Origin of the sequence: Micromonospora sp. BRA006-A (assembly GCF_033433935.1) — a bacterium.
In the GTDB taxonomy this organism is placed as follows: Bacteria; Actinomycetota; Actinomycetes; order Mycobacteriales; family Micromonosporaceae; genus Micromonospora; species Micromonospora aurantiaca.
This window is the reverse complement of the sequence record NZ_JANCLW010000001.1, coordinates 1,268,407-1,290,578: the sequence shown is the minus strand read 5'-3', so window position 1 is coordinate 1,290,578 and position 22,172 is coordinate 1,268,407. Positions and strand designations below refer to the sequence as shown.

Genomic DNA, 22,172 nt, shown 5'->3' with positions numbered 1-22,172 from the left:
ATGAACAGATTACTCAACTTCACTGCGTGACGATACGTACGCGGACGGAACACGGTCGATATGCTGCATCGATGAGTAGGTGGGAGTTCGTCGGCCGTACTGATGAACTCAACCGTCTGTTGTCGGCGGTCGGCGGCCCCGAAGGGCGCGGGTTGCTCTTCAGCGGCGACGCCGGGGTCGGCAAGAGCCGGCTGCTGCGCGAGGGGGTGGCCGCGCTCTCCCCCGAGCGGTACGCGATCTGGTCCATCGCCGCCAGCGCCACCACCGCCGCGTTGCCGTTCGGCGGGCTGGTCCAGGTGCTGCCCGCCTCGCAGCCGCAGGGACTCTCCCCCGCCGGAATCCTGCGCTGGGCCCTGGACGTCCTCCAGGAACAGGCCGCCGGCCGGCCCATCGTGCTCGCCGTCGACGACGCGCATCTGCTCGACCCGCCCTCGGCGGCGCTCGTGCACCTGGTCGCCCGCTCGGAGAACGCGTACGTCGTCGGGACGCTGCGCAACGGCGAACAGGTCCCGCTGCCGATCCGCGCACTCTGGACCGACGACCTGGCCGACCTGGTCGAACTGGGCCCGCTGTGCCGCACCGCGACCTCGGGGCTGCTCGCCGCCATCCTGGGCGGCCCGGTCGACGCCGGCTCCTCGGACCGGCTGTTCCAGCTCTCCGCCGGCAACCCGCTGCTGCTGCGGGAGCTGGTGCTCGCCGCCGACGACGCGCTGGACCGCAGGTACGGGCTCTGGACCTGGACCGGCCGGCTGGAGCTGGCGCCCAACCTCACCGAGCTGATCGACACCCGGATCGGCCAGCTCACCCCCGGCGTCCGGGCGGTCGTCGAGCTTGTCGCCTTCGGCGAGCCGCTGGGCCTGCAACTGCTGGAACGGGCGGTCGACCCCGCGGACGTGGAGACGGCCGAGGAACGCGGGCTCATCACGCTGGTCCACGACGACCGGCGGCTCAACGTCCGGCTGGCGCACCCGCTCTACGGCGAGGTGATGCGCCGGCACTGCCCGGTCAGCCGCACCCGCCGGCTCCAGGCCACCCTGGCCGGGCTGCTGGAACAGGTCGGCAAGCGCCGCCGGGAGGATCTGCTGCGCGTCGCGGTGTGGCGGCTCGACTCGGGGACGGCACAGGACGTGGCCCTGCTGCTCGAAGCGGCGGTGCAGGCGTTCGGCAGGTACGACGTGCCGCTGGCCACCCGGCTGGCCCGCGCGGCGCTGGAGGCCGGCGGCGGCACCGACGCGGCCGAACTGCTCGCCACCATCCTCATGTTCGGCGACCGGCCGGACGAGGCGATCGGCGTGCTCGACCAGGTCGCCGGCGAGATCCACGACGACCGGCGGCGCAGCCGGTGGCTGACCGTCCGGGGCATGGTCAGCTACTGGGGACTCAACCGCGAGTCCACGGTGGAGGAGATCGCCGCGCGTGGCGACGAGCTGAGCGACCCCGCCGACCGGGCCCGGGTACGCGCGTTCGAGGCCATCATGCGGCTGCACCGCCTCGACGTCGACGTCGCGGTCCGGCTGGCCCAGGAGGTGCTGGACCGGCCCGCCGCCCCGATGGCCGCCCGGGAGCTGGCCCGCTGCACGCTCGCCCACCTCCAGGCCGCGCAGGGGCAATACCTGCGCAGCGCCACAGCGATCGCCCGGGTGCAGGCCGAGGCGGCGTGCTGGCGGGCCGACATGCCCTACCTCCAGCTCGCCATGGAGCTGGCCCGGGGCACCCGGCTGACGCTCTCCGGCGACCTGCCCGGCATCGACGCGATCGTCGCCGACGAGTTCGCCGACCTGGCCGGGGCCGGTGACTTCCGGCTCGGCACCGGCTACCTGGCCATCCTGCAGGCGTACGCGGCGCGGCTGCGCGGGCGCGGCGACGAGGCGCTGCGGACCAGCCTGGAGGCGTGCGCGGTGCTCGCCACCAGCCGGGTGTACGCGGGCTTCGCGCACGCCGAGCGCGCCCAGGCCGCCGCGCTGCGCGGGGACGTGACGCACGCGGCCGACGCGATGGCCGAGGCGGACCGGACGCACGCGCCCGGCATGGCCGTGCTCTACCCGTGGCTGGAACAGGCCCGGGGCGCGGTCCAGGCCGCCACGGGTGACGTGCCGGCGGCCACCAAGCACCTGTGCGCGCTGGCCGACCGGTTGCGCGAGGACGGCCTGGCCGGGCACGAGCTGCTCGTCCTGCTCGACCTGGTCCGGCTGGACCAGGCCGCCGCGCCGGTCGGGCCGACCTGCACCGACGGTGGCCGGCGCACTGTGGCGCAACGCCTGGCCGAACTCTCCGAGCAGGTCGACGGTGTCCTGCCGCCGCTCGTCGCCCGGTTCGGCCGGGCCGCTGTCGACGGCTCGCCGGACGCGCTGCTCGCGGTCGCCGACGCCTTCGCCGACCGGGAGCTGATCGTGTACGCGGCCGAGGCGACCGCCCTGGCCCTGCATCGGACGCGACACGTCCGGGCCGGCGCCACCGGGCCGATCCGGGAACGTCTCGCGGATCTGCTGCGCCGCTGCGACGAGATCTCCACCCCGGCGCTGCGGCTGCTGCGCCCGGCGCTCAGCGAGCGGGAGTGGGAGGTCGCCCGGCTGGCCGCGGACGGCGTGACCAGCCGCGCCATCGCCGAGCGGCTGTTCCTGTCGACCCGCACCGTGGAGAACCATCTCCAGCGCGTCTACAGCAAGCTCGGCGTCGCCGGGCGCGGCGAGTTGCGGGCCGCCCTGCGGTCGATGCCGGGCCACGACGGCGCGGACCCGGACTGAACTCTAGGCTGGGGCGGTGAGCACCCTTCGTCCCGCACTGCTGACCGACCACTACGAGCTGACCATGGTCAGCGCGGCCCTGCGTGACGGCACGGCCGACCGACGCTGCGTCTTCGAGGTGTTCAGCCGGCGGCTGCCGGCCGGGCGCCGGTACGGTGTGGTCGCCGGAACCGGCCGCCTGATCGAGATGATCCGAGACTTCCGGTTCGACCCGGCGGAGATCGACTTCCTGCGCCGTACCGGTGTGGTGGACGAGCCGGCCGCGCAGTGGCTGGCCGGCTACCGGTTCACCGGCGACATCGACGGCTACGCCGAGGGCGAGCTGTTCTTCCCCGGCTCCCCGATCCTCACCGTGTCCGGCACGTTCGCCGAGTGCGTGGTGCTGGAGACGCTCGTACTGTCGGTGCTCAACCACGACTGCGCGGTCGCCGCCGCCGCGGCCCGGATGGTCACCGCCGCCCGGGGCCGGGCGCTGATCGAGATGGGCTCCCGCCGGGCGCACGAGGAGGCCGCCGTCGCGGCGGCGCGGTCCGCGTACCTGGCCGGGTTCCGGTTCACCTCCAACCTGGCCGCCGGGCAGCGCTACGGCATCCCCACCGCGGGCACCGCCGCGCACGCCTTCACGCTGCTGCACGACGACGAGCGGGCCGCGTTCGCCTCCCAGGTCGCCACGCTGGGCAAGGACACCACACTGCTCGTCGACACGTACGACATCGCCCAGGGCATCCGCAACGCGATCGCGGTGGCCGGGCCGGAGCTGCGGGCGGTCCGGATCGACTCCGGCGACCTCGCGGTGATCGCCCAGCAGTCCCGCGAGCTGCTCGACTCGCTCGGCGCCACCGAGACGAAGATCATCGTCTCCGGCGACCTCGACGAGTACGCCATCGCCGCGCTCGCCGCCGAACCGGTCGACATGTACGGCGCCGGCACCGCGGTGGTGACCGGTTCCGGCGCGCCCACCGCCGGCCTGGTCTACAAGCTGGTCGAGGTGGAGGGGCGGCCGGTGGTCAAGCGCTCCGAGCACAAGGCCACCATCGGCGGCCGGAAGGTCGCGGTCCGCCGGCACAAGCCCACCGGCACCGCCACCGAGGAGGTCATCGTGCCGCAGGGCGTACCGGACCGGCAGCCCAACGACCGGCTGCTCCAGCACTCGTACGTGGTGTCGGGCGAGCCGGAGACGCTGCCCACGCTGGAGGAGTCCCGGGACCACCTGCGCCAGTGCCTGATCTCGATCCCGTGGGAGGGGCTCAAGCTCTCCGCCGGGGATCCCGCCGTACCGGTGACCGTCGTACCCGCGAGCTGAGGAGGAACCCGTCAGATGGCGAACGCCCTGATCATCGTGGACGTGCAGAACGACTTCTGCGAGGGCGGCTCCCTCGCGGTCGGTGGCGGAGCCGGCGTGGCCGCCGGCATCTCCCGGCTACTGGCCGCCGAGCCGGACCGATGGGACCACGTGGTCGCGACCAAGGACTACCACGTCGACCCGGGCGCGCACTTCGGCGACCCGCCGGACTACGTCGACTCCTGGCCCCGGCACTGCGTGGTCGGCACCTCCGGTTCCGAGTTCCACCCTGAGCTGGTGACCGACCGGGTGGAGGTGATCTTCCACAAGGGCGAGCACGCGGCCGCGTACTCCGGTTTCGAGGGGCACGGCCCCGACGGCGAGTGCCTGGCCGACTGGCTGCGCCGCCACGACGTGGACCGGGTCGACGTGGTCGGCATCGCCACCGACCACTGCGTGCGCGCGACCGCCCTGGACGCCGCCCGGGAGGGCTTCCGGACCACCGTGCTGCTCGATCTGACCGCCGCTGTCGCGCCGGACACGCTCGACGTGGCGCTGCGGGCGCTCGACGGCGCCGGGGTGACAATGGTGGGCGAGCCTGTGATCACTGCCGCTTGACCGGGTAATCGCTTGCGGGTGTCGTACCCCGGCCCCAGGATGGCGCCGGAGGTACGGACCGTCGTGAACCTGAAGCCTTACCGGGAGGCGCTCGCCCTACCCGGTCTCCGATCGTTGCTGCTGGTGTCGGTGCTGGCCCGTGTGCCGCTGACCGCCACCGGGGTGACGCTCACCTTCTACGTGGTGCTCGACCTGGGCCGCGGCTACGGCGCCGCCGGCCTGGTCGGTGCCGCGTCGACGGTCGGCGCGGCGGTCGGCGCCCCGCTGCTCGGGCGGCTCATCGACCGCCGTGGGCTCCGCCCGGTGCTGGTGCTCACCACCGTCGCCGAGGCGCTGTTCTGGTCCGCCGCGCCCACGCTGCCGTACCCGGTGCTCCTACCGGCCGCATTCTTCGCCGGGCTGCTCGCACTGCCGATCTTCTCGATGGTCCGCCAGTCGATCGCCGCGCTCGTGCCGGTGGAGAAGCGCCGCCCCGCGTACGCGCTGGACTCGATGGCCGTGGAGTTGTCGTTCATGGTCGGCCCGGCACTCGCCGTGGCACTGGCCACCGCCGTCACGCCGCGCCTGACGCTCTGGGCGGTCGGCGCCGGCATCGTCGCCTCCGGCATCTGCTTCTGGCTGCTCGACCCGCCGATCCGGGCCGCCGACGAGCCGGCCGGTCCGCCGCGCCCGGTGCACCGCCGCGAATGGCTCACCCCGCGCCTGCTGGCCGTTCTGGCGGTCAGCCTCGCCGCCACCCTGGTGCTCGGCGGCACCGACGTCGCGGTGGTCGCCGTGCTCAGAGAGGGCGGCGAGGTCGGCTGGACCGGCGCCGTGCTGGCCGCCTGGGCGGTCGCCTCGCTGGCCGGCGGCTTCGCCTACGGCGCGGTACGCCGCTCGTTCTCCCCGCTGGCGCTGATGGCCGCGCTGAGCCTCACCACCATCCCGGTCGGGCTGGGCGGGTCGCACTGGTGGCTGCTCTGCCTGGCGCTGATCCCGGCCGGTGCGCTCTGCGCGCCCACCATCGCGTCCACCTCCGACGCGGTCAGCCGGCTGGCCCCGCCCTCCGTCCGGGGTCTGGCGATGGGCCTGCACGGTTCCGCCGTGACTGTCGGCATCGCGCTCGGCGCACCGCTGGCCGGCGCGGTCATCGACGCCTCCGCGCCCGCGTGGGGCTTCGTGGTCACCGGCGCGATCGGCGCGCTGGTGGCGCTGGCGGTGCTTCCGATAGAGATCCGCCACCGCCGCACCCCGGTCCCCACCCCGACCGTGGACCCCGACCTGGCCCTCGCCTCCCGCTGACCCCCGGCCGAAGTCCCGCCGTCCGCCCGCCCCGCCAGCAGTTCGCGCCTCCCGCAGGCGGGCGGCGAGCCAGTTCGGGGAGGTGGCTGGGTCCAGGCACCCCGGACACCACCACTCCCCCGAGCTGGTGCCGCGCCCCCGCCCCTCGACCCAAACCCCACCTTCCCGAAGTTGACCAAGGAGTTGGCGTCCCCTCAGGCAGGGCAAGACGACACAAACCCCTTGATCACCGGAGCGCCAGAGGCCAGTACGGGGAAGTGGCTAGGTCCAGGTGCTCCGGACCCCACCACTTCCCCGGGCTGGTTCCGCGCCCCCGCCCTCGCCTCGGGATCATGGGGTTGGCGGGGACAAATCGGGCACGAACCTGTCGCCATCTTCATGATCAACGGGGACAGGCGGGCGGGGACGGGGAGAGGGAGGGACGGGGACGGGGACGGGGACAGGCGGGCGGGGACGGGGAGAGGGAGGGACGGGGACAGGGGGCGGGCGGAAAGGGACGGGCGCCGCGCCCCTATGAGGGGTGCGGCGCCCGGCCTTGGATTGCGTCAGCGCTGGTCGAGGTTGCCTGCGGTGTCCTCCTGGTAGCTGGCGCCACCGTTGACCTCGCTGGTCAGCGGCTTGGCACCACCCTCGGGCGGACCGGCCAGGCTCTGCCCGGCAGCAAGCTCGGGGAACTTCGCGTCGAACGCCGGCCGCTCCGAGCGGATGCGCGGCATGCGGTCGAAGTTGCGCAGCGGCGGCGGGGAGCTGGTGGCCCACTCGAGCGAGTTGCCGTGGCCCCACGGGTCGTCGACCTCGACGACCGGGCCGGTCTTGTACGACTTCCAGCAGTTCCAGATGAACGGCAGCGTCGAGATACCGGTGATGAACGCGCCGATCGTGGAGATCGTGTTCAGCGTGGTGAAGCCGTCGGCGGCCTGGTAGTCGGCGTACCGGCGCGGCATGCCCTCGTTGCCCAGCCAGTGCTGCACCAGGAACGTGGTGTGGAAGCCGATCATGGTCAGCCAGAAGTGGATCTTGCCGAGCCGCTCGTCGAGCATCCGGCCGAACATCTTCGGGAACCAGAAGTAGATGCCGGCGAACACCGCGAACACGATCGTGCCGAAGAGCACGTAGTGGAAGTGCGCCACCACGAAGTACGAGTCGTGCAGGTGGAAGTCGAGCGGCGGGCTGGCCAGCAGCACACCGGTGAGACCACCGAAGAGGAACGTCACCAGGAAGCCGATCGAGAACAGCATCGGCGTCTCGAAGGTGATCTGGCCCCGCCACATGGTGCCGATCCAGTTGAAGAACTTCATACCGGTGGGCACGGCGATCAGGTAGCTCAGGAAGCTGAAGAACGGCAGCAGCACCTGGCCGGTGGCGAACATGTGGTGCGCCCAGACGCTCATCGACAGGGCGGCGATGGCGATGGTGGCGGCCACCAGACCCTTGTAGCCGAAGATCGGCTTCCGGGAGAACACCGGGATGATCTCGCTGATGATGCCGAAGAACGGCAGCGCGATGATGTACACCTCGGGGTGACCGAAGAACCAGAACAGGTGCTGCCACAGCATCGGCCCGCCGGTCGCCGGGTCGTACACGTGGGCGCCCATCAGGCGGTCCGCGGCGAGCGCGAACAGCGCGGCGGCCAGCAGCGGGAAGACCAGGATCGCCAGCAGGCTGGTGACCAGCATGTTCCAGGTGAAGATCGGCATCCGGAACATGGTCATGCCGGGCGCGCGCAGGGTCAGGATCGTGGTGATCAGGTTGACCGCGCCGAGGATCGTGCCCAGACCGGAGATGGCCAGGCCGACGACCCACATGTTCGCGCCCACGCCCGGGGCGTGGTCGGCGGTGCTCAGCGGCGTGTAGGCAGTCCAGCCGAAGTCAGCCGCGCCGCCCGGGGCGATGAAGCCCGCGGTGGCGAGCGTGCCGCCGAACAGGTACAGCCAGTAGGCGAAGGCGTTGAGCCGGGGGAACGACACGTCCGGCGCGCCGATCTGCAGCGGCACCACGTAGTTCGCGAAGGCGAACACGATCGGCGTCGCGAAGAACAGCAGCATGATCGTGCCGTGCATCGTGAAGAGCTGGTTGTACTGCTCGGGCGACAGGAACTGCAGGCCCGGTCGCGCGAGTTCGGCACGCATGATCAGGGCCATCAGGCCACCGATCATGAAGAACACGAACGCGGTGACCATGTACATGATCCCGATCTGCTTCGCGTCCGTGGTGCGCAGCAGCCGCGCGATGGCCGACCCCTTGACCGGCTCGCGGACCGGCCAGGGCCGGGTCACGACCGGCTTGGGTGCGACGGTGGTCACGAGTGGCCTCCGGTTCTGGTTGTCCCGCTCGGCGCGCTGGTCATCGGCGCAGCCGTCATCCGCAAGGAGGATAGTCCCCGGTAGGTGGCCCCGCCGCGTGGGGTGGGCGGCTACGATCTCCCGCCCGCTAGAGGGGACCGGTCAGGAGCCGGTAGTGCTCCCGGAAGATCCGGCCGCCGCGTCCGCGCAGCAACGGGTCGCGCAGCGCCGGCGGCACGTCGCGGGTGCGGTTGCGGTCCCGGGTCCGGTCCCGCACCCAGCGGGTACGCGGGCGGCGGCGACTCTCGTACGCGATCAGCGCGGCGTCGACGCTGCCGGCGGCCCGCAGCGACTCGGCGAGCACGACGGCGTCCTCCAGCGCCATGGCGGCACCCTGGGACAGCGTCGGCGCGGTGGCGTGAGCGGCATCACCGACGAGCAGCACCCGGCCGTGGAACCAGCGTCCCAGCTCGACCTCCTCGGTGCGCTCCACGCACACGGTCTCCAGCGCGGCCAGCACCTCGGGCACCGGGCCGCCGTAGGAGCCGAACAGCTCGTGCAGGCGGGCGATCGGGTCGACGGGCAGGTCGGTGCCGGCCTCGTCGGCATAACAGTAGAGCCGCCCGGCGCCGAGCGGCACCACGAGGAACCCGGCCCGCTGGCCGAGCAGGGCGGTCCAGTCCGCGATGCGGGGGCCGCCGCGCACCAGTGCGCGGTAGACCACCTGCCCGGCGGGGCGTGGCGGTCCGCCGAGCGCGGCGAGCGTCCGTACCGCCGAGCGGGGCCCATCGGCGCCGACGACCAGGTCGTACTCCGCGGTGGTGCCGTCGGTGAAGCCGACGGCGACCCGGCCGGGCAGCGGGTCGACGGTGCTCACCTCGGCGCCGTGGCGCACCGCGCCGCCGGCACCGGTGAGCAGCACCCGGTGCAGTTCGGCCCGGGGCAGCGCCCGGCACTCCCCCACGCCGGCCCAGAGCGCGTCGAGGTCGACCTCGCACAGCGGCGCCCCGGCGGCGTCGAGGAAGCGCTGCCGGTGGATCACCTGGCCGAGCGGGCGCAGCGGCCCGTCGAGGTCGAGCCGGCGCATCGCCCGGGCGGCGTTACCGGGCAGGTAGAGGCCGGTCTCGGTCGACTCGGTGGGTGGAAGCCGCTCGGTGACGTCGGGCCGGAACCCCGCCAGGCGCAGCGCCCGGGCCACGGCGAGGCCGGCGATGCCCGCGCCGACGACGAGGATGCGCAGGGGGGAACCACCCATCACGGGGTACGCCTCCGGAGGGGGATCGGAACGCGTTGGAGGCAAGACATTACTCGCCGCAACCAGGCGGCGGAAGTGCCCATGTGCCCTGGTGCGGGCCGCCGGTCGGCGGCGCACCCCGTCCCACCGGCAGGAATCCCGCCTCCATCTGGGGGAAGGCGGCGGTCGCGGCGGCTGCTCGCGCCACCGACCGGACGCGGAGCGTTAACGAGCCCGGCGCATTTGCGCAATGATTCGAGACATGTAAATGTGTTTAGTGCATCGTGGGAGCGCTCCCGCCCGTACCACCGACCGAACCGGCGCCGTCCCGCGCCGAGCCAAGGAGCATCATGAAGCGTCCACTCAGGGCCCTCGCGGCGGCCGGACTGCTCGCCGCCGGCACCCTCGTCGCCGTCGCGCTCGGCGGCACCGCCTCCGCCGACACCCAGATCTGCGAGCAGTACGGCTCGACCACGATCGGCGGCAAGTACGTGGTGCAGAACAACCGCTGGGGCACCAGTGCCCAGCAGTGCATCAACGTCACCTCGACCGGCTTCTCGATCACCCGCGCGGACGGCTCCGCGCCGACCAACGGGGCGCCGGTCGCGTACCCGTCGATCTTCGTGGGCTGCCACTACACCAACTGCTCGCCCGGCACGAACCTGCCCGTGCAGGTGAAGAACATCAGCAGCGCGCCGTCCAGCATCAGCTACAACTACGTCAGCGGCGCGACCTTCAACGCGTCGTACGACATCTGGCTCGACCCGTCGCCCAAGCGCGACGGCGTGAACCAGATGGAGATCATGATCTGGCTCAACCGGCAGGGCTCGATCCAGCCCATCGGCTCGCCGGTGGGCACCGCCAGCATCGCCGGCCGCACCTGGGAGGTCTGGCGCGGCAGCAACGGCTCAAACAACGTCATCTCGTACCTGTCGCCGTCGGCCATCCCCAGCTTCAGCTTCGACGCGCTGGCGTTCATCAACGACACCCGTAACCGGGGCGCGATCACCAATGACTGGTACCTGACCAGCATCCAGGCCGGCTTCGAGCCGTGGCAGGGCGGCGTCGGGCTGGCGGTCAACTCGTTCTCGCAGAACGTCAACACCGGCTCCAACCCGCCGCCGACCACGTCCGCGCCGACCACGCCCCCGCCGTCGGGCGGTGCGTCGTGCACCGTCACCTACAAGGCGGCGAACGTGTGGAACAACGGCTTCACCGCCGACGTGACGGTCAAGAACACCGGCTCCGGCACGATCAACGGCTGGACGCTGAACTACAACCTGCCCTCCGGGCAGAACGTCACCAACGCGTGGAACGCCACGGTGAGCCAGAGCGGCTCGGCGGTGACCGCCCGCAACGCCGGCTACAACGGCACGCTGGCGCCCGGGGCGTCCACCAGCTTCGGCTACCAGGCGACGCTGAACGGCAGCTACTCCGCGCCGAGCAGCTTCACGCTCAACGGCTCCACCTGCGCCCGGGGCTGACCACCGCACACGGCGAGGGGCGCGGTCCGCTGCGGACCGCGCCCCTTCCCGTGTACGCCTCAGCCGGCGAGTGCGTCGACGTCGCGCATCTCCTCGGCGGTGAGCGAGAACCCGAACACGTCGACGTTGGCCCGGATGCGCTCCGGCGTGACCGACTTCGGGATCACCACGATCTCGTGGTCGATGTGCCAGCGCAGCACCACCTGGGCCGGCGACACGTCGTGCGCCTGGGCGATGCGGACCAGCACCGGGTCGGACAGGTCACTGGTCTTGAACGGGCTGTACCCCTCCAGCGCCACGCCCCGGTCCCGGTGGGCGGCGTGTGTGTGCCTGTCGTACAGGGACGGGCTCCAGCGGATCTGGTTGACCGCCGGCGTCTCCTCGGTGGCCTGGATCAGCTCGTCGATCTGCCCGATCGAGTAGTTGCTCACCCCCACCGTGCGTGCCATGTTCTCGTCCCGCGCGGCGAGCATCTCCCGCCACACCGGGATGCTGTCGCCCGGCGCGGACGGCGGCCAGTGCACCAGCCACAGGTCGACGTAGTCGGTGTCCAGGGCGGCCAGGCTGGCCTCGATGGTCTCCCGCTCCCGGCCCACCCGGTCCGGCGGCAGCTTGGTGGTGATGAAGACGTCCTCGCGGCGCAGGCCGCTCTCCTTGACCGCCCGCCCGACCTCCTTCTCGTTGCCGTACATGGTGGCCGTGTCGATGTGGCGGTAGCCGGCGTCCAGCGCGGCGAGCACCGCCTGGTAACCGGCCTCTCCGGTGGCCTGCCACGTGCCGAAGCCGAGCAGCGGGATCCGGACGTCGCCGGCGAGCGGGAGGGTGGGCTGGTCGCTGTCCATGTCCCCCGTTCTACCCCGGTTGGCCGCACACACACCGGCATCCCGGCGCGTACGGCGGGTCTGGGGGAGGATGCGGGGATGGCGGACCGGCTGGAGGAGTACCGGCGGAAACGGGACGCCGCGCGTACCCCGGAACCGGTGCCCGAGCGGGCTGCCGGCCGGAAGCGGTCCGCGCGGCGCGCACCCCGCTTCGTCATCCAGCAGCACCACGCCCGGAGCCTGCACTGGGATCTGCGCCTGGAGCACGACGGCGTGCTGGCCTCCTGGGCGGTGCCGCGCGGCCTGCCCCGCGACCCGGGCCGCAACCACCTGGCCGTGCACACCGAGGACCACCCGATGGAGTACCTGACGTTCCACGGGGAGATCCCCGCCGGGGAGTACGGCGGCGGGCGGATGATCGTGCACGACACCGGCACCTACCGCGCGGAGAAGTGGCGCGACGACGAGGTGATCGTGGTGCTCGACGGCGAGCGCACGAAGGGCCGGTACGTGCTGTTCGCCACCGGCGGCCGGGGCCGGGACTGGATGATCAGGCGTACCGACCCGGCGCCGGAGGGCTGGACGCCGATGCCCGAGCTGGTCCGCCCGATGCTGCCCGCCGAGGGCGGGCGGCTGCCGCGCGACGCCGCCTCCTGGGGGTACGAGCTGCGCTGGGCGGGCGTGCGCGCGATGGCGTACGTCTCGGGCGGCCGGCTGCGGCTGCTCGACGGCGACGACACCGACGTCACCGGGTCGTACCCGTGGGCGCGGGCGATGGCCGAGGCGCTCGCCCCGGCCGAGGCGGTGCTCGACGGCGTGCTGGTCCGGATCGACCCGGCCGGGCGGGTCCGTCCGCCGACCCGGCGCGACGGTCAGTTCCTCGCCGTCGACCTGCTCTGGCTGGAGGGCGTGTCCAGCCTCGACGTGCCGTACGCGCAACGCCGTGACCTGCTCGACGGTCTGGCGCTCACCGGTCCGCACTGGCAGACTCCGCCGTGGTTCCCGGGAGTCGGCGCGGACGCCCTACGGGCCGCCCGTGAGCAGGGGCTCCCGGGAGCGGTGGCGAAACGCCTCGACTCCCCGTACGAGCCGGGCCGGCGCAGCCGGCACTGGCTGAGCATCGACGCGAGCTGAGGACCACCGTGCACCTGACGCACCTGGAGTGCCCGCGCTGCGGCAGTGAACACCCGGCCGACGTGTTGCAGAACCTGTGCGGCTGCGGCTCGCCGCTGCTGGCCCGCTACGATCTCGCCGCGGTGGCCGCCACCGTCGCGCCGGAGCAGTTCGGGCTGCGCCCGGCCGACCTGTGGCGCTACCGGGAACTGCTGCCGGTGGCCGACCCCCGGTGCGTGACCACGCTGGGCGAGGGCTGGACGCCGATGTGGCGCGCGCCGGCGTACGGCCACGAGATCGGCATCGCGGATCTGATCGTCAAGGACGAAGGGCTGACCCCGACCGGGTCGTTCAAGGCGCGCGGCGCGTCGGTGGGCGTGAGCCGGGCCCGGGAGCTGGGCGTGCGGCGGATCGCCATGCCCACGAACGGCAACGCGGGAGCGGCCTGGGCCACGTACGCGGCGCGGGCCGGGATGGGCGCGACGATCGCCATGCCGCTGGCCGCGCCGACGATCTGCCGCGAGGAGTGCCTCGCCGCCGGCGCCGACCTGTGGCTGATCGACGGCCTGATAAACGACGCGGGGCGGGACATCGCCGAACTGATCGCCGGGTCGGACGGCGGGATCTTCGACGCCGGGACGCTGCGCGAGCCGTACCGCCTCGAAGGCAAGAAGACCATGGGGTACGAGATCGTCGAGCAGCTCGGCTGGCAGGTGCCCGACGTGATCGTCTATCCGACCGGCGGGGGCGTCGGGCTGATCGGCATCCACAAGGCGCTGCACGAGCTGCGCGAGCTGGGCTGGGTGGAGGACCGGCTGCCCCGGCTGGTCGCGGTGCAGTCCACCGGGTGCGCGCCGATCGTGCGGGCGTTCGCGGCCGGCGAGGAGCGCGTCACCCCGTGGCAGGACGCGCACACCGTCGCGTTCGGCATCACCGTGCCCGCGCCGCTCGGCGACGAGCTGATCCTGTCGGCGCTGCGGGAGAGCGCCGGCACCGCGATCGCGGTGGACGACGCGGAGATCCTCACCGACCTGCGCGACTTCGCCGCCCGGGAGGGGCTGCTGCTCTGCCCGGAGGGCGCGGCCTGCCTGACCGCCGCCCGGCACCTGCGCGCGGGCGGGTGGATCCGGCCCGGCGAGCGCGTGGTGGTGCTGAACACCGGCGCCGGCCTGAAATACCCCGGCCTGGCGCAAGGAGGGGCCCCTTCTTAACGTCTCCGGTAGAGCAGGGGCCCCCGCTTAACACGTGCGCACCGGGCGTCAGGACGTCGGCGGCTCGTCCTCGCCCGCCTCCTCGGCGGCGTCCGCCTCCTCCTTCGTCTTGTGCACCGCGCCGTCGGCGTGCTCCGGCGGGCCGTAGACGGTGTAGAGCACCAACGGGTTCGGCCCGGTGTTGACGAAGTTGTGCTTCGTGCCGGCCGGCACGACCACCAGGTCGCCGGAGACGACCTCCTTCTTCTCCCCGGCCACCCGCGCCTCGCCGGTGCCGCTGACGAACGTCAGGATCTGGTCGATGCCCTCGTGGACCTCCTCGCCGATCTCGCCGCCCGGCGGAATGGTCATGATGACCAGCTGGGTGTGCTCCCCGGTCCAGAGCACGCGGCGGAAGTCGGGACTCTTCTCGGCGACGGTCGCGATCGTGAAATGCTCCATGGCCCGCTCATACCCCGATCACGCGCCCGCCACGCCGGGAGTCGCAGATGGTGGAATTCCCCACGCCGACCCGGTTTGCATGCCCTGAGAAGGGGCATGTGCTGCCGACAAGACCGGTGCGGGCTGGACCGGTCGAGCCAGGTCCCCGCCGGCGTACCGCCGTACGGCTGCGGTGGTGGGAGACGGCCGGAGCGCGGCGACGTTACGACCGGAGGTCGTGCGGCGCCGTGCGCTCGTCTGCGGGTCCGGTCAGGCCAGCACGGCCAGGTGGAAAGGGCGGTCCGCGTGCCCGCTCGCGCCGTGCGTCTCGACGAACACCGCGTTGGCGATGCCCGAGCGCGGCGCCACAGTGATGACGCCCTGCGGTACCAGCCCGTTCGCCGTCGCCGGGCCGACCGTCCCGACGTACGCCGCCCCGGCCACGTCCTGGTCGAACGCCACCTGGTACATCCCGGCGGCGAGCCGGGTGGCCGAGGTGGCGCCGAGGCCCCGGACGAGCCGTCCATTGGCGTCGACCACGGCGAACAGCATGCGCGCGGTGGCCGGCAACCCGACCGGCGAACACGAGTTGATCTCGGTGTCGGTGCGCGCGGCATCCCGCATGCTCGGGATCGGCTGGCCGGTGGTTTCCCTCCTTGCCCTACGGCTCGGCATGGTGATCCTCTCTCCCGCCGGTACGCCGGCAGGAGGCGTTCGTGCACTTCCGGGCGATCGTCGGCGGTCCCCCTCGGTGATTCCGACGCTATGTCGGCGAACCGCCCGGCAACCAGCCGGAGGACTGTCCGATCAATGACAGTGGACGGCTCTGAGCTGCGGAAACGTCGGCCTGAACGTCGACTTCACGGCTCGCTCCGCCGACCCCGCGACCCCTTCTCCCGGAACCGGAGCCGACCGGAAACCCTGACGCAGCGCAATCGTCTGGCTACATTGAAGTATGGTGCCGTCGCTCCGAGGTCGACCTCCGGTCTACCGCCCGGTGCTGGCCGCACGACGCGGGGAGCTGGAGGCGCTGACCCGGCTCGACGACGCCTCCGCCGCGCTGCTCGCACCGATCCTCGACGTTCCGGCCGACGCGCCGTCCATCGTGGACGCGCTGAACCGGCTGCCCGACGGACTGCTGCCCGCCGTCGACGTGTCGGCGCTGCCGGACAGCGCGGACCACGATCCGGCCCGCTGGGGCGTACCGCTGGTGCCGGTCATCGGTCTCGCGGACAGTGACCGGCGGCTGGCCGCGCACGGCGCGGCGGCCCGGGCCTGGACGCACCACGCGGTGGTCCGGTTGCGGGTCGGCCCGGACCGGGCCGGACCGGACGCCACGACGGCTGCGGCGGAACGGGTGTGGCGGGTGACCGGACTACTGCCCGAGCAGTGCGATCTGCTGCTCGACGCGGGGGACGTGTGCTGCCGGGCCGACGTCCGGCTGGCCGAGCCCAGGGTCCGGCGGGCGGCGCAGTGGGCCCGGCGGCACGCCTGGCGCTCGGTCACGGTGGCCGCGGGCGGAATGCCGCCGTCGCTGTCCCGGCTGCCGGTGGACGAACCGGTGCGGCTGGACCGCTACGACTGGTCGCTCTGGCGACGCCTGGCCGACCTGGACCTCGGGTACGGCGACTACGGCGTCTGCTGCGCGGTGCGGGACGCGGACGAGCCGGGCGACCGGACCCCGACGCTGCGCTGGGCCGCCGACGACGCATGGTGGGTGTACCGCTGGTCGCGGCGGGGCGGGCGGGGCGACGAACGTTTCGCCGACCTGTGCCGCACGCTCACCACCGCGCCGCACTGGTCACCGGCCGGGGCCGGCTTCTCCTGGGGCGACCACGAGATCGTCCGGCGGGCCCGGCGAGGCGCCGGCGCGGGCTCACCGGCCAACTGGATCGCGTGGAGCACCTCGCACCATCTGGCGCACGTGCTGGCCGCGCTGGTCCGGCCGGAACCGGACCAGCGGGCCGGCTGAGCTCACTCCTTCTCGGTGAACCCGAACTGGACCACGCCCTCCTCGTCGACGACCGCGTCCACAGACGTGTCGTTCAGCAGCTCGGCCGCGTCCGAGTCGAGGAAGATGCGCGCCCCCTCGGTGTCCACCACCTGGTCGCCCTGCACCGGCTGCGGCACCAGCTCGATCGAGAGCGAACCGGCGTCGGTGTCGGCGGCGATGCGCAGCCCGCCCGCGTCGGCGACGTCCTGCTGGGCGGCGAGGTCACGGATCACCAGGACGGCGTTGTCGGTCATGGTCAGCATGGCTGAACTCCTCATGGCTGGATGTCGGGTTTCGCGGGCGACACGGCCCACGCGGTCGGCTCGCGACCCGGAAGCGGGCGAGACACGGTCCCGCCGCGCTGGAAGCAGGGCGGTTCCCCGGCCCTCACCCCCACCGTGCCCGCTGCCAGGTCATCCGTCAAACGGAACCCGGCGATCGGCCGCTCCCCGGTGAACAGGTGTTTTCCCCGAGCCGTACCGGGAACACCCGGGGGATCGCGGTGCCCGCGTCGGCGGCCCGCAAATAACCTTTCGCGCCGGAGCCTTTCCCGCAGGAAATCTCCGTGGCAGCATCGTCCCATGCATCGACGCCTATTCCCCCGGGCGCTCGCGGTGCTGGCGCTGGTCGCCACCGCGGCCGCCGCCGGCACCACCACCGCCACCGCCGAAGCGCCCACCCCCGCGCAGACCCGGCTGAACGCCACAATCGACGCGGTCCTCGCCGACAGCCGCCTCAACGGGGCGCAGGCGGGCGTGGTCGTCGTCGACACCACCACCGGTCGTACGCTCTACGACCGCAACGGCACCCGGCGGCTCATCCCCGCCTCCAACACCAAGCTGCTCACGTCGGCTGCGGCGATGGAACTCCTCGGACCGGGGCACCGCTTCACCACCGAGGTCAGCGCCGACGGGCCGCGCCGCGCCGGGATGCTCTCCGGTGACCTCTACCTGCGCGGGGGCGGCGACCCCACCATCCTCGCCGCCGACTACGACCGCCTCGCGCAGCAGGTCGCCGCGGCCGGCGTACGCGTGGTCGCGGGCGATCTCGTCGCCGACGACACCCGCTACGACAAGGGCCGGCTCGGTCCGGACTGGACCTGGGACGACGAGCCCTACTACTACTCCGCCCAGGTGTCGGCGCTGACAGTCGCCCCGGACACCGACTACGACGCGGGCACCGTGATCGTGCACGCCGCTCCCGGCACGCGGGCCGGCGCCCGCCCGAAGATCACCATGACGCCGGAGAACGGCTGGCTGCGGATCGACAACCGGGCCGAGACGGTCGCCGACGGCGAGACCACCATCTCCTTCGAGCGCGAACACGGCGGCAACACCGTGGTGGTGACCGGCCAGATCGCCGTCGGCCAGGCCGCCGAGAGCGACTGGGTCACCGTGTGGGAACCGACCGGGTACGCCGCCGACGTGTTCCGCTCCGCGCTGCGGCGGCACGGCGTACGGGTGCTCGGCCGGACCGTGCTCGGCACCGCCGCCCCGGACACGGCCAAGCCGCTCGCCCGGCACGACTCGATGCCGCTGGCCGACCTGATGGTGCCGTTCCTCAAGCTCTCCAACAACGGCCACGCCGAGGTGCTCACCAAGGAACTCGGCCGGCAGCTGTCCGGGGCCGGCACCTGGGCCGCCGGGCTGTCGGCGATCAGCGGATACGTGGGTGACGCCGGAGTGGACACCGGCACACTGCGCCAGCGCGACGGATCCGGCCTGTCCCGGCGCAACCTCGTCCCGCCGGCCCAGTTCGTCACGCTGCTCTCGGCGGTCCGCGCCGAACCGTGGTTCGACACCTGGTACGCCGCCCTGCCGGTGGCCGGCAACCCGGACCGGTTCGTGGGCGGGACGCTGCGCAGCCGGATGGGCGGCACCGCCGCCGCGAACAACGTGCACGCCAAGACCGGCAGCCTGACCGGCGCGTCGGCGCTCTCCGGCTACGTCACCGACGCCGACGGACGGCTGCTCGCCTTCTCGATCGTGCTGAACAACTACCTCACCTCGTCGGTGAAGGGGCTGGAGGACCAGATCGCCATCGCGCTCGCCTCGTACACCGAGAAGGAGACGGCGACCGCCCGGCGGACCGTGCCGGTCGCGCCCGAGTCGCCGCGCGTACCGGAGGGGCGGGAGTGCTCCTGGGTGAAGCCCGCGCTCTGCTGACCGGTCCGGCCGCCCCGGTGCTCAGGCACCGGGGCGGTACGGGCGCGGGTCGGCGGCGGGGTCGCCGCGTTCGACGAGCGCGTCGATCTCGGCCGCCGGCAGTCCGCGCAGGGTGAGCACCCGGCGGCCCCACACGTGCAGCCGGCACGGGTGCGGGCTGGCGTCGTTGCGGCAGATGGTCCCGCCCGACCAGGCCCGCGGCGCGTGCACCACCACCGCCCGCACCGCGAACTGGACGTCCTCGACCGTCACGTACGGCGGCATCGGGATCTCGCGCAGCACGTCACAGTCGGTGCGCGGGCGGGTGGGTGCGACGGGTGCAGGGCCGGTCATCGGTCGGGCCTCCACAGAGGATGGTCGGACGGGACAACCGAAACGTACGACGCCCGGCCGGGTACGCGACGGACAAACTGTCCCCGCTCAGCGCAGCGCCACCGCCTGCAGGCTGACGTTGCCGCAGTCGCCCAGTGACTCCTCCACCGTCCAGTTCAGCAGCAGCTTCGCGCCGCGCGGGGCGCGGAACCTGATCGTGAACTCGGTGGTGAGCGCGGTGTGCGGATCCTCCATCCGGAGCGTGGTCACCGGGCCGCCGGAGACGCGCACGTCGAGGCGGCCCCGGGCCATCCAGAGCCCGGCGTACAGACGCACCGTGCGCTGCTGCCCGTCGGCGGCCACCGACAGGTTGAACCCGCTGCCCCGGTGGCAGGTGTAGACGCCGGACATGGTGCCGCTCGCCGACGCGACCGGGTTGCCGTCACGCCAGGCGTACGCCTCGGGGTTGTTGCTGAAGCTCTCCCGCCGCCCCCGGCCGCCCTCGTCGCGGATCTCGCCGGAGCCGCCCCGCTTGCGGACCGTCCGGTCGGCGCCGGTGAGCCCCCAGTGGACCCAGTCGGTGGGGCCGGCGGCGGTGAGATCGACGGTGGCGGGCACGTCGGCGCGGGTCACGGTGACGGTCGGCGGCAGCGCGGGCGTCGGTGACGGTGACGGCGTGGACGGCGACGGGCTCGGCGACGGCGGCCGCTGGCGGGGACGCAGCCCCGGGTTGACCACCGTGTCGTCGGCCTCGTTCGGCAGCCCGACCCGGCCGGGCGGTGCCACCGGCAAGCCGGCGTGCTCCTCGCGCGGCGCGTCGTGCCGCTCGACGCCCAGGTAGACGGCCAGCGCCGCCAGGCAGAGAAGGGCGGCCAGCCCTTCGAGCATCAGCCGACGCCGGCGGCGCAGCCGGCGCAACGCGGACCGGGTACGCGGAAGGCCGTGCCGGTGCGAGCCGGGGCCGATACGCGGACGGTCCTCCTGGCCCACCACACCCTCCACTTCGGTCACGACACCGCCGGATACGACAGGTGCGCGACGGGCTTCACGGTGTCACCGCACGGCTCTTTGCGCCATATGTCGAGTGACGGGCGTTTCCAGTTCGTTACCTGACGACCGCTCGCCGGACCGGCCGCTCAGCTTACCGTGATCGCCTGCAACGCCACCCCGTCGTTCTGGCCGCCGGTCACGGTCAGGGCCTGCCACCTGATCAGCAGCCGCTCCCCCGGGGCCGCCCGGAAGCGGATGACGTACTGGTAGAAGCGGTCGCCAGCGGCGAGGGCGACCTCGCGGACGGCGGGATCACCACCACTGGACAGCGACAGGTCGAGCCGCGCGCCGGCCGAGAACGTGCCGACGAACAACCGGACCGTACGCAGATCCCCGCTCCCGGCCACGCCGAGCGTGAAGCTCTTCCCGGCGCCGCGCTGGAAGACACCCGCCCGGGTGCCCTCCTGACGCGCCGTCGGCGTGCCGTCGGTCCACTGAAGATCGCAGGCGCCCGCGTTGTGCTCGAGCCGCTCGCCACCCGGGTCCTGGATCTCGCCGGTGCCGCCCGCCTTGCGGTGAAAGCTGTCCGCGCCGGTACCGCCCCAGTGCCGCCAGTCCCGCGTACCGAGGTCGGTGAGCGACAACGACCCCGGCAGCGGCGCCAGGTCCACGTCGAGCAGCGGCCCGCCGGGCGAGACCGGATCGCCGGTAACAGGCACGACCGGCGCCTGATCGCCGGGTGCCTGCACCGTCGGTGCCGCCACCGGCGCGGTCTCCCGTGGGGGTGACGCGGGTGACCGGAGCGCGTACGCCAGCGCCGCCACCAGCCCGGTCACGGCCACCGCCGCCAGCACCGCGCGCCGGCGTCGACGCCGGGCCCGGGCCGCCGCGACCCGGGTGGCCGGGGCGTCGGGCGGGGGACGCATCGGACCGGGCGTCCGACTCAGCCCGGTCCGCGCCGCGTCGCGCAGCCGGACGCCGATCCCGCCCGCCAGGTCGCCGATCCCGCTGGTCAGGTCGGCGAGGCGCACCGTCAGACTCTCCGGGGCGGAGTGCCGGCCCGGGCGCGCTTCCGCCAGCGGGCCCGACCCGGCCGGCTCGGCCGGACCGTGGGCCGCTCCCGCCGACCCGGTCGGGCCGAGGGCGGCGCCTGCCGGGTCGGCCGAATCGTGGATGGTGCCGGCCGGACCGTGGACAGCCCCGGCCGAGCCGGCCGGACCGTGAACGGCGGCCGGCCGGACCGGCGACGGACCGGACAGGTGCAGTCCGATCGGCGCCGGCCCGACCAGCGGAACCCGGCCGCCGGGCGGATTCGGACGCAGCTCGGGACCGACGGGCGCCGACGCCACGGGGACGAGCGGGCCTGGCCCGAGCTGGCCCGGAGCGAGCGGAGCGGACGCGAGTGGGCCGGGCGCGAGCGGGCCGGGCGCGAGCGGGCCAGGCGCGAGCGGGCCAGGCGCGAGCGGGCCAGGCGCGAGCGGGCCGGGCGCGACGGGAGCCGCCGGACGGGGGTTCGGCACGACGGGAGAAGCCGAGCCCGTGCCCGGCGCGGACGTGTCGGCCGGGAGCGGGCCTGCGGGAAGCTCGGGAGTCGGCGGGCCGGCGGCGCGCGGAGGCGGCCAGACAGCGGTACCGGGCGGATCCAGGTCGAGCGGCGGCACCGGATCGTCCGCGTCGGAGGGCGAACGCTCGGCGTCCGGGGGCGTCACCGACTGGGATGCGCTGGGGTCGGTGTCCCCGGGCAGGCGGCGTGGACCGGTGGGGCGCTCCTCCAGCGCGTCCGTCGATTCGTCCGGTGTGGGCAGCCAACCCCCGACCCGAATTCCGGTCCGCGCGATGTCGTCCTCAGCCACCGACCCTCCTCGGCCACCGGCGGCGAGCGGCCCGGCCCCGTGGCTCGCCGTAGGGAGGATGACACAGAAAGCGATCTTGGAGAAGGCCATCGGTCCTCGCAATTCCCACGCACCACACCCCGCCGAGCCCTTACACGGACTAGATCTTGGAAGAATTAGGCCCCCATAGGGGCCAATTCCTACCAAGATCTCCCCCGGCCAGGCGTGGCAGACGCGCCCCCTCGCCGACCCCGTTGATCATGAGGTTGGCGGGGACATTTCGGGCGCGGAACGCCGTCAACTTCATGATCGACGGGAGCAGGCGCGGCCGGGCTACGGGCGGCGGGCGGGTGACAGGCGGCGGGCGGGTGACAGGCGGCGGGAGTGGGG

At 73.3% G+C, this 22,172-nt stretch carries 18 protein-coding genes; 9 read left to right on the top strand and 9 right to left on the bottom strand.

The window, feature by feature from the left end; genetic code table 11:
* The first annotated feature begins 71 nt into the window (after positions 1-71).
* Genes NMK34_RS06365 through NMK34_RS06350 form a run of 4 tightly spaced genes read left to right on the top strand, consistent with a single transcriptional unit; the run spans position 72 to position 5,925 of the window.
* Positions 72-2,744 (top strand): LuxR C-terminal-related transcriptional regulator, encoded by a 2,673-nt coding sequence (locus NMK34_RS06365; RefSeq protein ID WP_318332606.1) that lies wholly within the window; start codon positions 72-74, stop codon positions 2,742-2,744.
* 16 nt (positions 2,745-2,760) lie between these two features.
* Positions 2,761-4,047 carry a nicotinate phosphoribosyltransferase gene (locus tag NMK34_RS06360; protein ID WP_318332605.1) on the top strand — a complete coding sequence of 429 codons (1,287 nt, stop codon included), beginning with the start codon at positions 2,761-2,763 and terminating at the stop codon, positions 4,045-4,047.
* Positions 4,048-4,062: 15 nt separating this feature from the next.
* Positions 4,063-4,644 carry an isochorismatase family protein gene (locus tag NMK34_RS06355; RefSeq protein WP_114919561.1) on the top strand — a complete coding sequence of 194 codons (582 nt, stop codon included), beginning with the start codon at positions 4,063-4,065 and terminating at the stop codon, positions 4,642-4,644.
* 39 nt (positions 4,645-4,683) lie between these two features.
* Positions 4,684-5,925, top strand: a complete 1,242-nt coding sequence (locus tag NMK34_RS06350; protein WP_318332604.1) for an MFS transporter — start codon at positions 4,684-4,686, stop codon at positions 5,923-5,925.
* Between the two features lie 545 nt (positions 5,926-6,470).
* Here NMK34_RS06350 and ctaD read toward each other — a convergent pair.
* Complete coding sequence (gene ctaD, locus NMK34_RS06345; protein WP_013284349.1) at positions 6,471-8,228, bottom strand: cytochrome c oxidase subunit I; 1,758 nt, start codon at positions 8,226-8,228, stop codon at positions 6,471-6,473.
* Between the two features lie 127 nt (positions 8,229-8,355).
* Positions 8,356-9,462 carry an FAD-dependent monooxygenase gene (locus NMK34_RS06340; RefSeq protein ID WP_318332603.1) on the bottom strand — a complete coding sequence of 369 codons (1,107 nt, stop codon included), beginning with the start codon at positions 9,460-9,462 and terminating at the stop codon, positions 8,356-8,358.
* Positions 9,463-9,791: 329 nt separating this feature from the next.
* Between NMK34_RS06340 and NMK34_RS06335 the strand changes: the two genes are divergently transcribed.
* Complete coding sequence (locus NMK34_RS06335; protein ID WP_318332602.1) at positions 9,792-10,925, top strand: GH12 family glycosyl hydrolase domain-containing protein; 1,134 nt, start codon at positions 9,792-9,794, stop codon at positions 10,923-10,925.
* 59 nt (positions 10,926-10,984) lie between these two features.
* Here the strand turns inward: NMK34_RS06335 and NMK34_RS06330 are convergent, their stop codons facing one another.
* On the bottom strand, positions 10,985-11,767 hold the full coding sequence (locus NMK34_RS06330) for an aldo/keto reductase (protein WP_318332601.1): 783 nt from the start codon (positions 11,765-11,767) through the stop codon (positions 10,985-10,987).
* A 78-nt stretch (positions 11,768-11,845) separates the two neighbouring features.
* Between NMK34_RS06330 and NMK34_RS06325 the strand changes: the two genes are divergently transcribed.
* Together NMK34_RS06325 and NMK34_RS06320 are read left to right on the top strand one after the other, a co-directional pair.
* Positions 11,846-12,880: a DNA polymerase ligase N-terminal domain-containing protein gene (locus NMK34_RS06325; protein WP_318332600.1), complete on the top strand. Its 1,035-nt coding sequence runs from the start codon at positions 11,846-11,848 to the stop codon at positions 12,878-12,880.
* 8 nt (positions 12,881-12,888) lie between these two features.
* Positions 12,889-14,070 carry a threonine synthase gene (locus NMK34_RS06320; protein ID WP_318332599.1) on the top strand — a complete coding sequence of 394 codons (1,182 nt, stop codon included), beginning with the start codon at positions 12,889-12,891 and terminating at the stop codon, positions 14,068-14,070.
* A 48-nt stretch (positions 14,071-14,118) separates the two neighbouring features.
* Here NMK34_RS06320 and NMK34_RS06315 read toward each other — a convergent pair whose 3' ends face one another.
* Together NMK34_RS06315 and NMK34_RS06310 are read right to left on the bottom strand one after the other, a co-directional pair.
* Positions 14,119-14,511: a cupin domain-containing protein gene (locus NMK34_RS06315; RefSeq protein ID WP_013284343.1), complete on the bottom strand. Its 393-nt coding sequence runs from the start codon at positions 14,509-14,511 to the stop codon at positions 14,119-14,121.
* Positions 14,512-14,760: 249 nt separating this feature from the next.
* On the bottom strand, positions 14,761-15,114 hold the full coding sequence (locus NMK34_RS06310; RefSeq protein WP_318332598.1) for a hypothetical protein: 354 nt from the start codon (positions 15,112-15,114) through the stop codon (positions 14,761-14,763).
* A 373-nt stretch (positions 15,115-15,487) separates the two neighbouring features.
* On the opposite strand from NMK34_RS06310, the gene NMK34_RS06305 reads away from it, so the two are divergent.
* On the top strand, positions 15,488-16,462 hold the full coding sequence (locus NMK34_RS06305) for a beta family protein (protein ID WP_318332597.1): 975 nt from the start codon (positions 15,488-15,490) through the stop codon (positions 16,460-16,462).
* Positions 16,463-16,464: 2 nt separating this feature from the next.
* Here NMK34_RS06305 and NMK34_RS06300 read toward each other — a convergent pair whose 3' ends face one another.
* Positions 16,465-16,746 (bottom strand): iron-sulfur cluster biosynthesis family protein, encoded by a 282-nt coding sequence (locus tag NMK34_RS06300; protein WP_047894073.1) that lies wholly within the window; start codon positions 16,744-16,746, stop codon positions 16,465-16,467.
* 318 nt (positions 16,747-17,064) lie between these two features.
* On the opposite strand from NMK34_RS06300, the gene dacB reads away from it, so the two are divergent.
* Positions 17,065-18,648 (top strand): D-alanyl-D-alanine carboxypeptidase/D-alanyl-D-alanine-endopeptidase, encoded by a 1,584-nt coding sequence (gene dacB / locus NMK34_RS06295; RefSeq protein ID WP_318332596.1) that lies wholly within the window; start codon positions 17,065-17,067, stop codon positions 18,646-18,648.
* A gap of 21 nt (positions 18,649-18,669) precedes the next feature.
* On the opposite strand, the gene NMK34_RS06290 is transcribed toward dacB, so the two are convergent.
* The 3 genes from NMK34_RS06290 to NMK34_RS06280 form a co-directional block, all read right to left on the bottom strand.
* On the bottom strand, positions 18,670-18,981 hold the full coding sequence (locus tag NMK34_RS06290) for a hypothetical protein (protein ID WP_318332595.1): 312 nt from the start codon (positions 18,979-18,981) through the stop codon (positions 18,670-18,672).
* An 87-nt stretch (positions 18,982-19,068) separates the two neighbouring features.
* Complete coding sequence (locus NMK34_RS06285) at positions 19,069-19,971, bottom strand: hypothetical protein (RefSeq protein ID WP_318332594.1); 903 nt, start codon at positions 19,969-19,971, stop codon at positions 19,069-19,071.
* A 125-nt stretch (positions 19,972-20,096) separates the two neighbouring features.
* On the bottom strand, positions 20,097-20,981 hold the full coding sequence (locus tag NMK34_RS06280; RefSeq protein WP_318332593.1) for a hypothetical protein: 885 nt from the start codon (positions 20,979-20,981) through the stop codon (positions 20,097-20,099).
* Positions 20,982-22,172 lie beyond the last annotated feature (1,191 nt).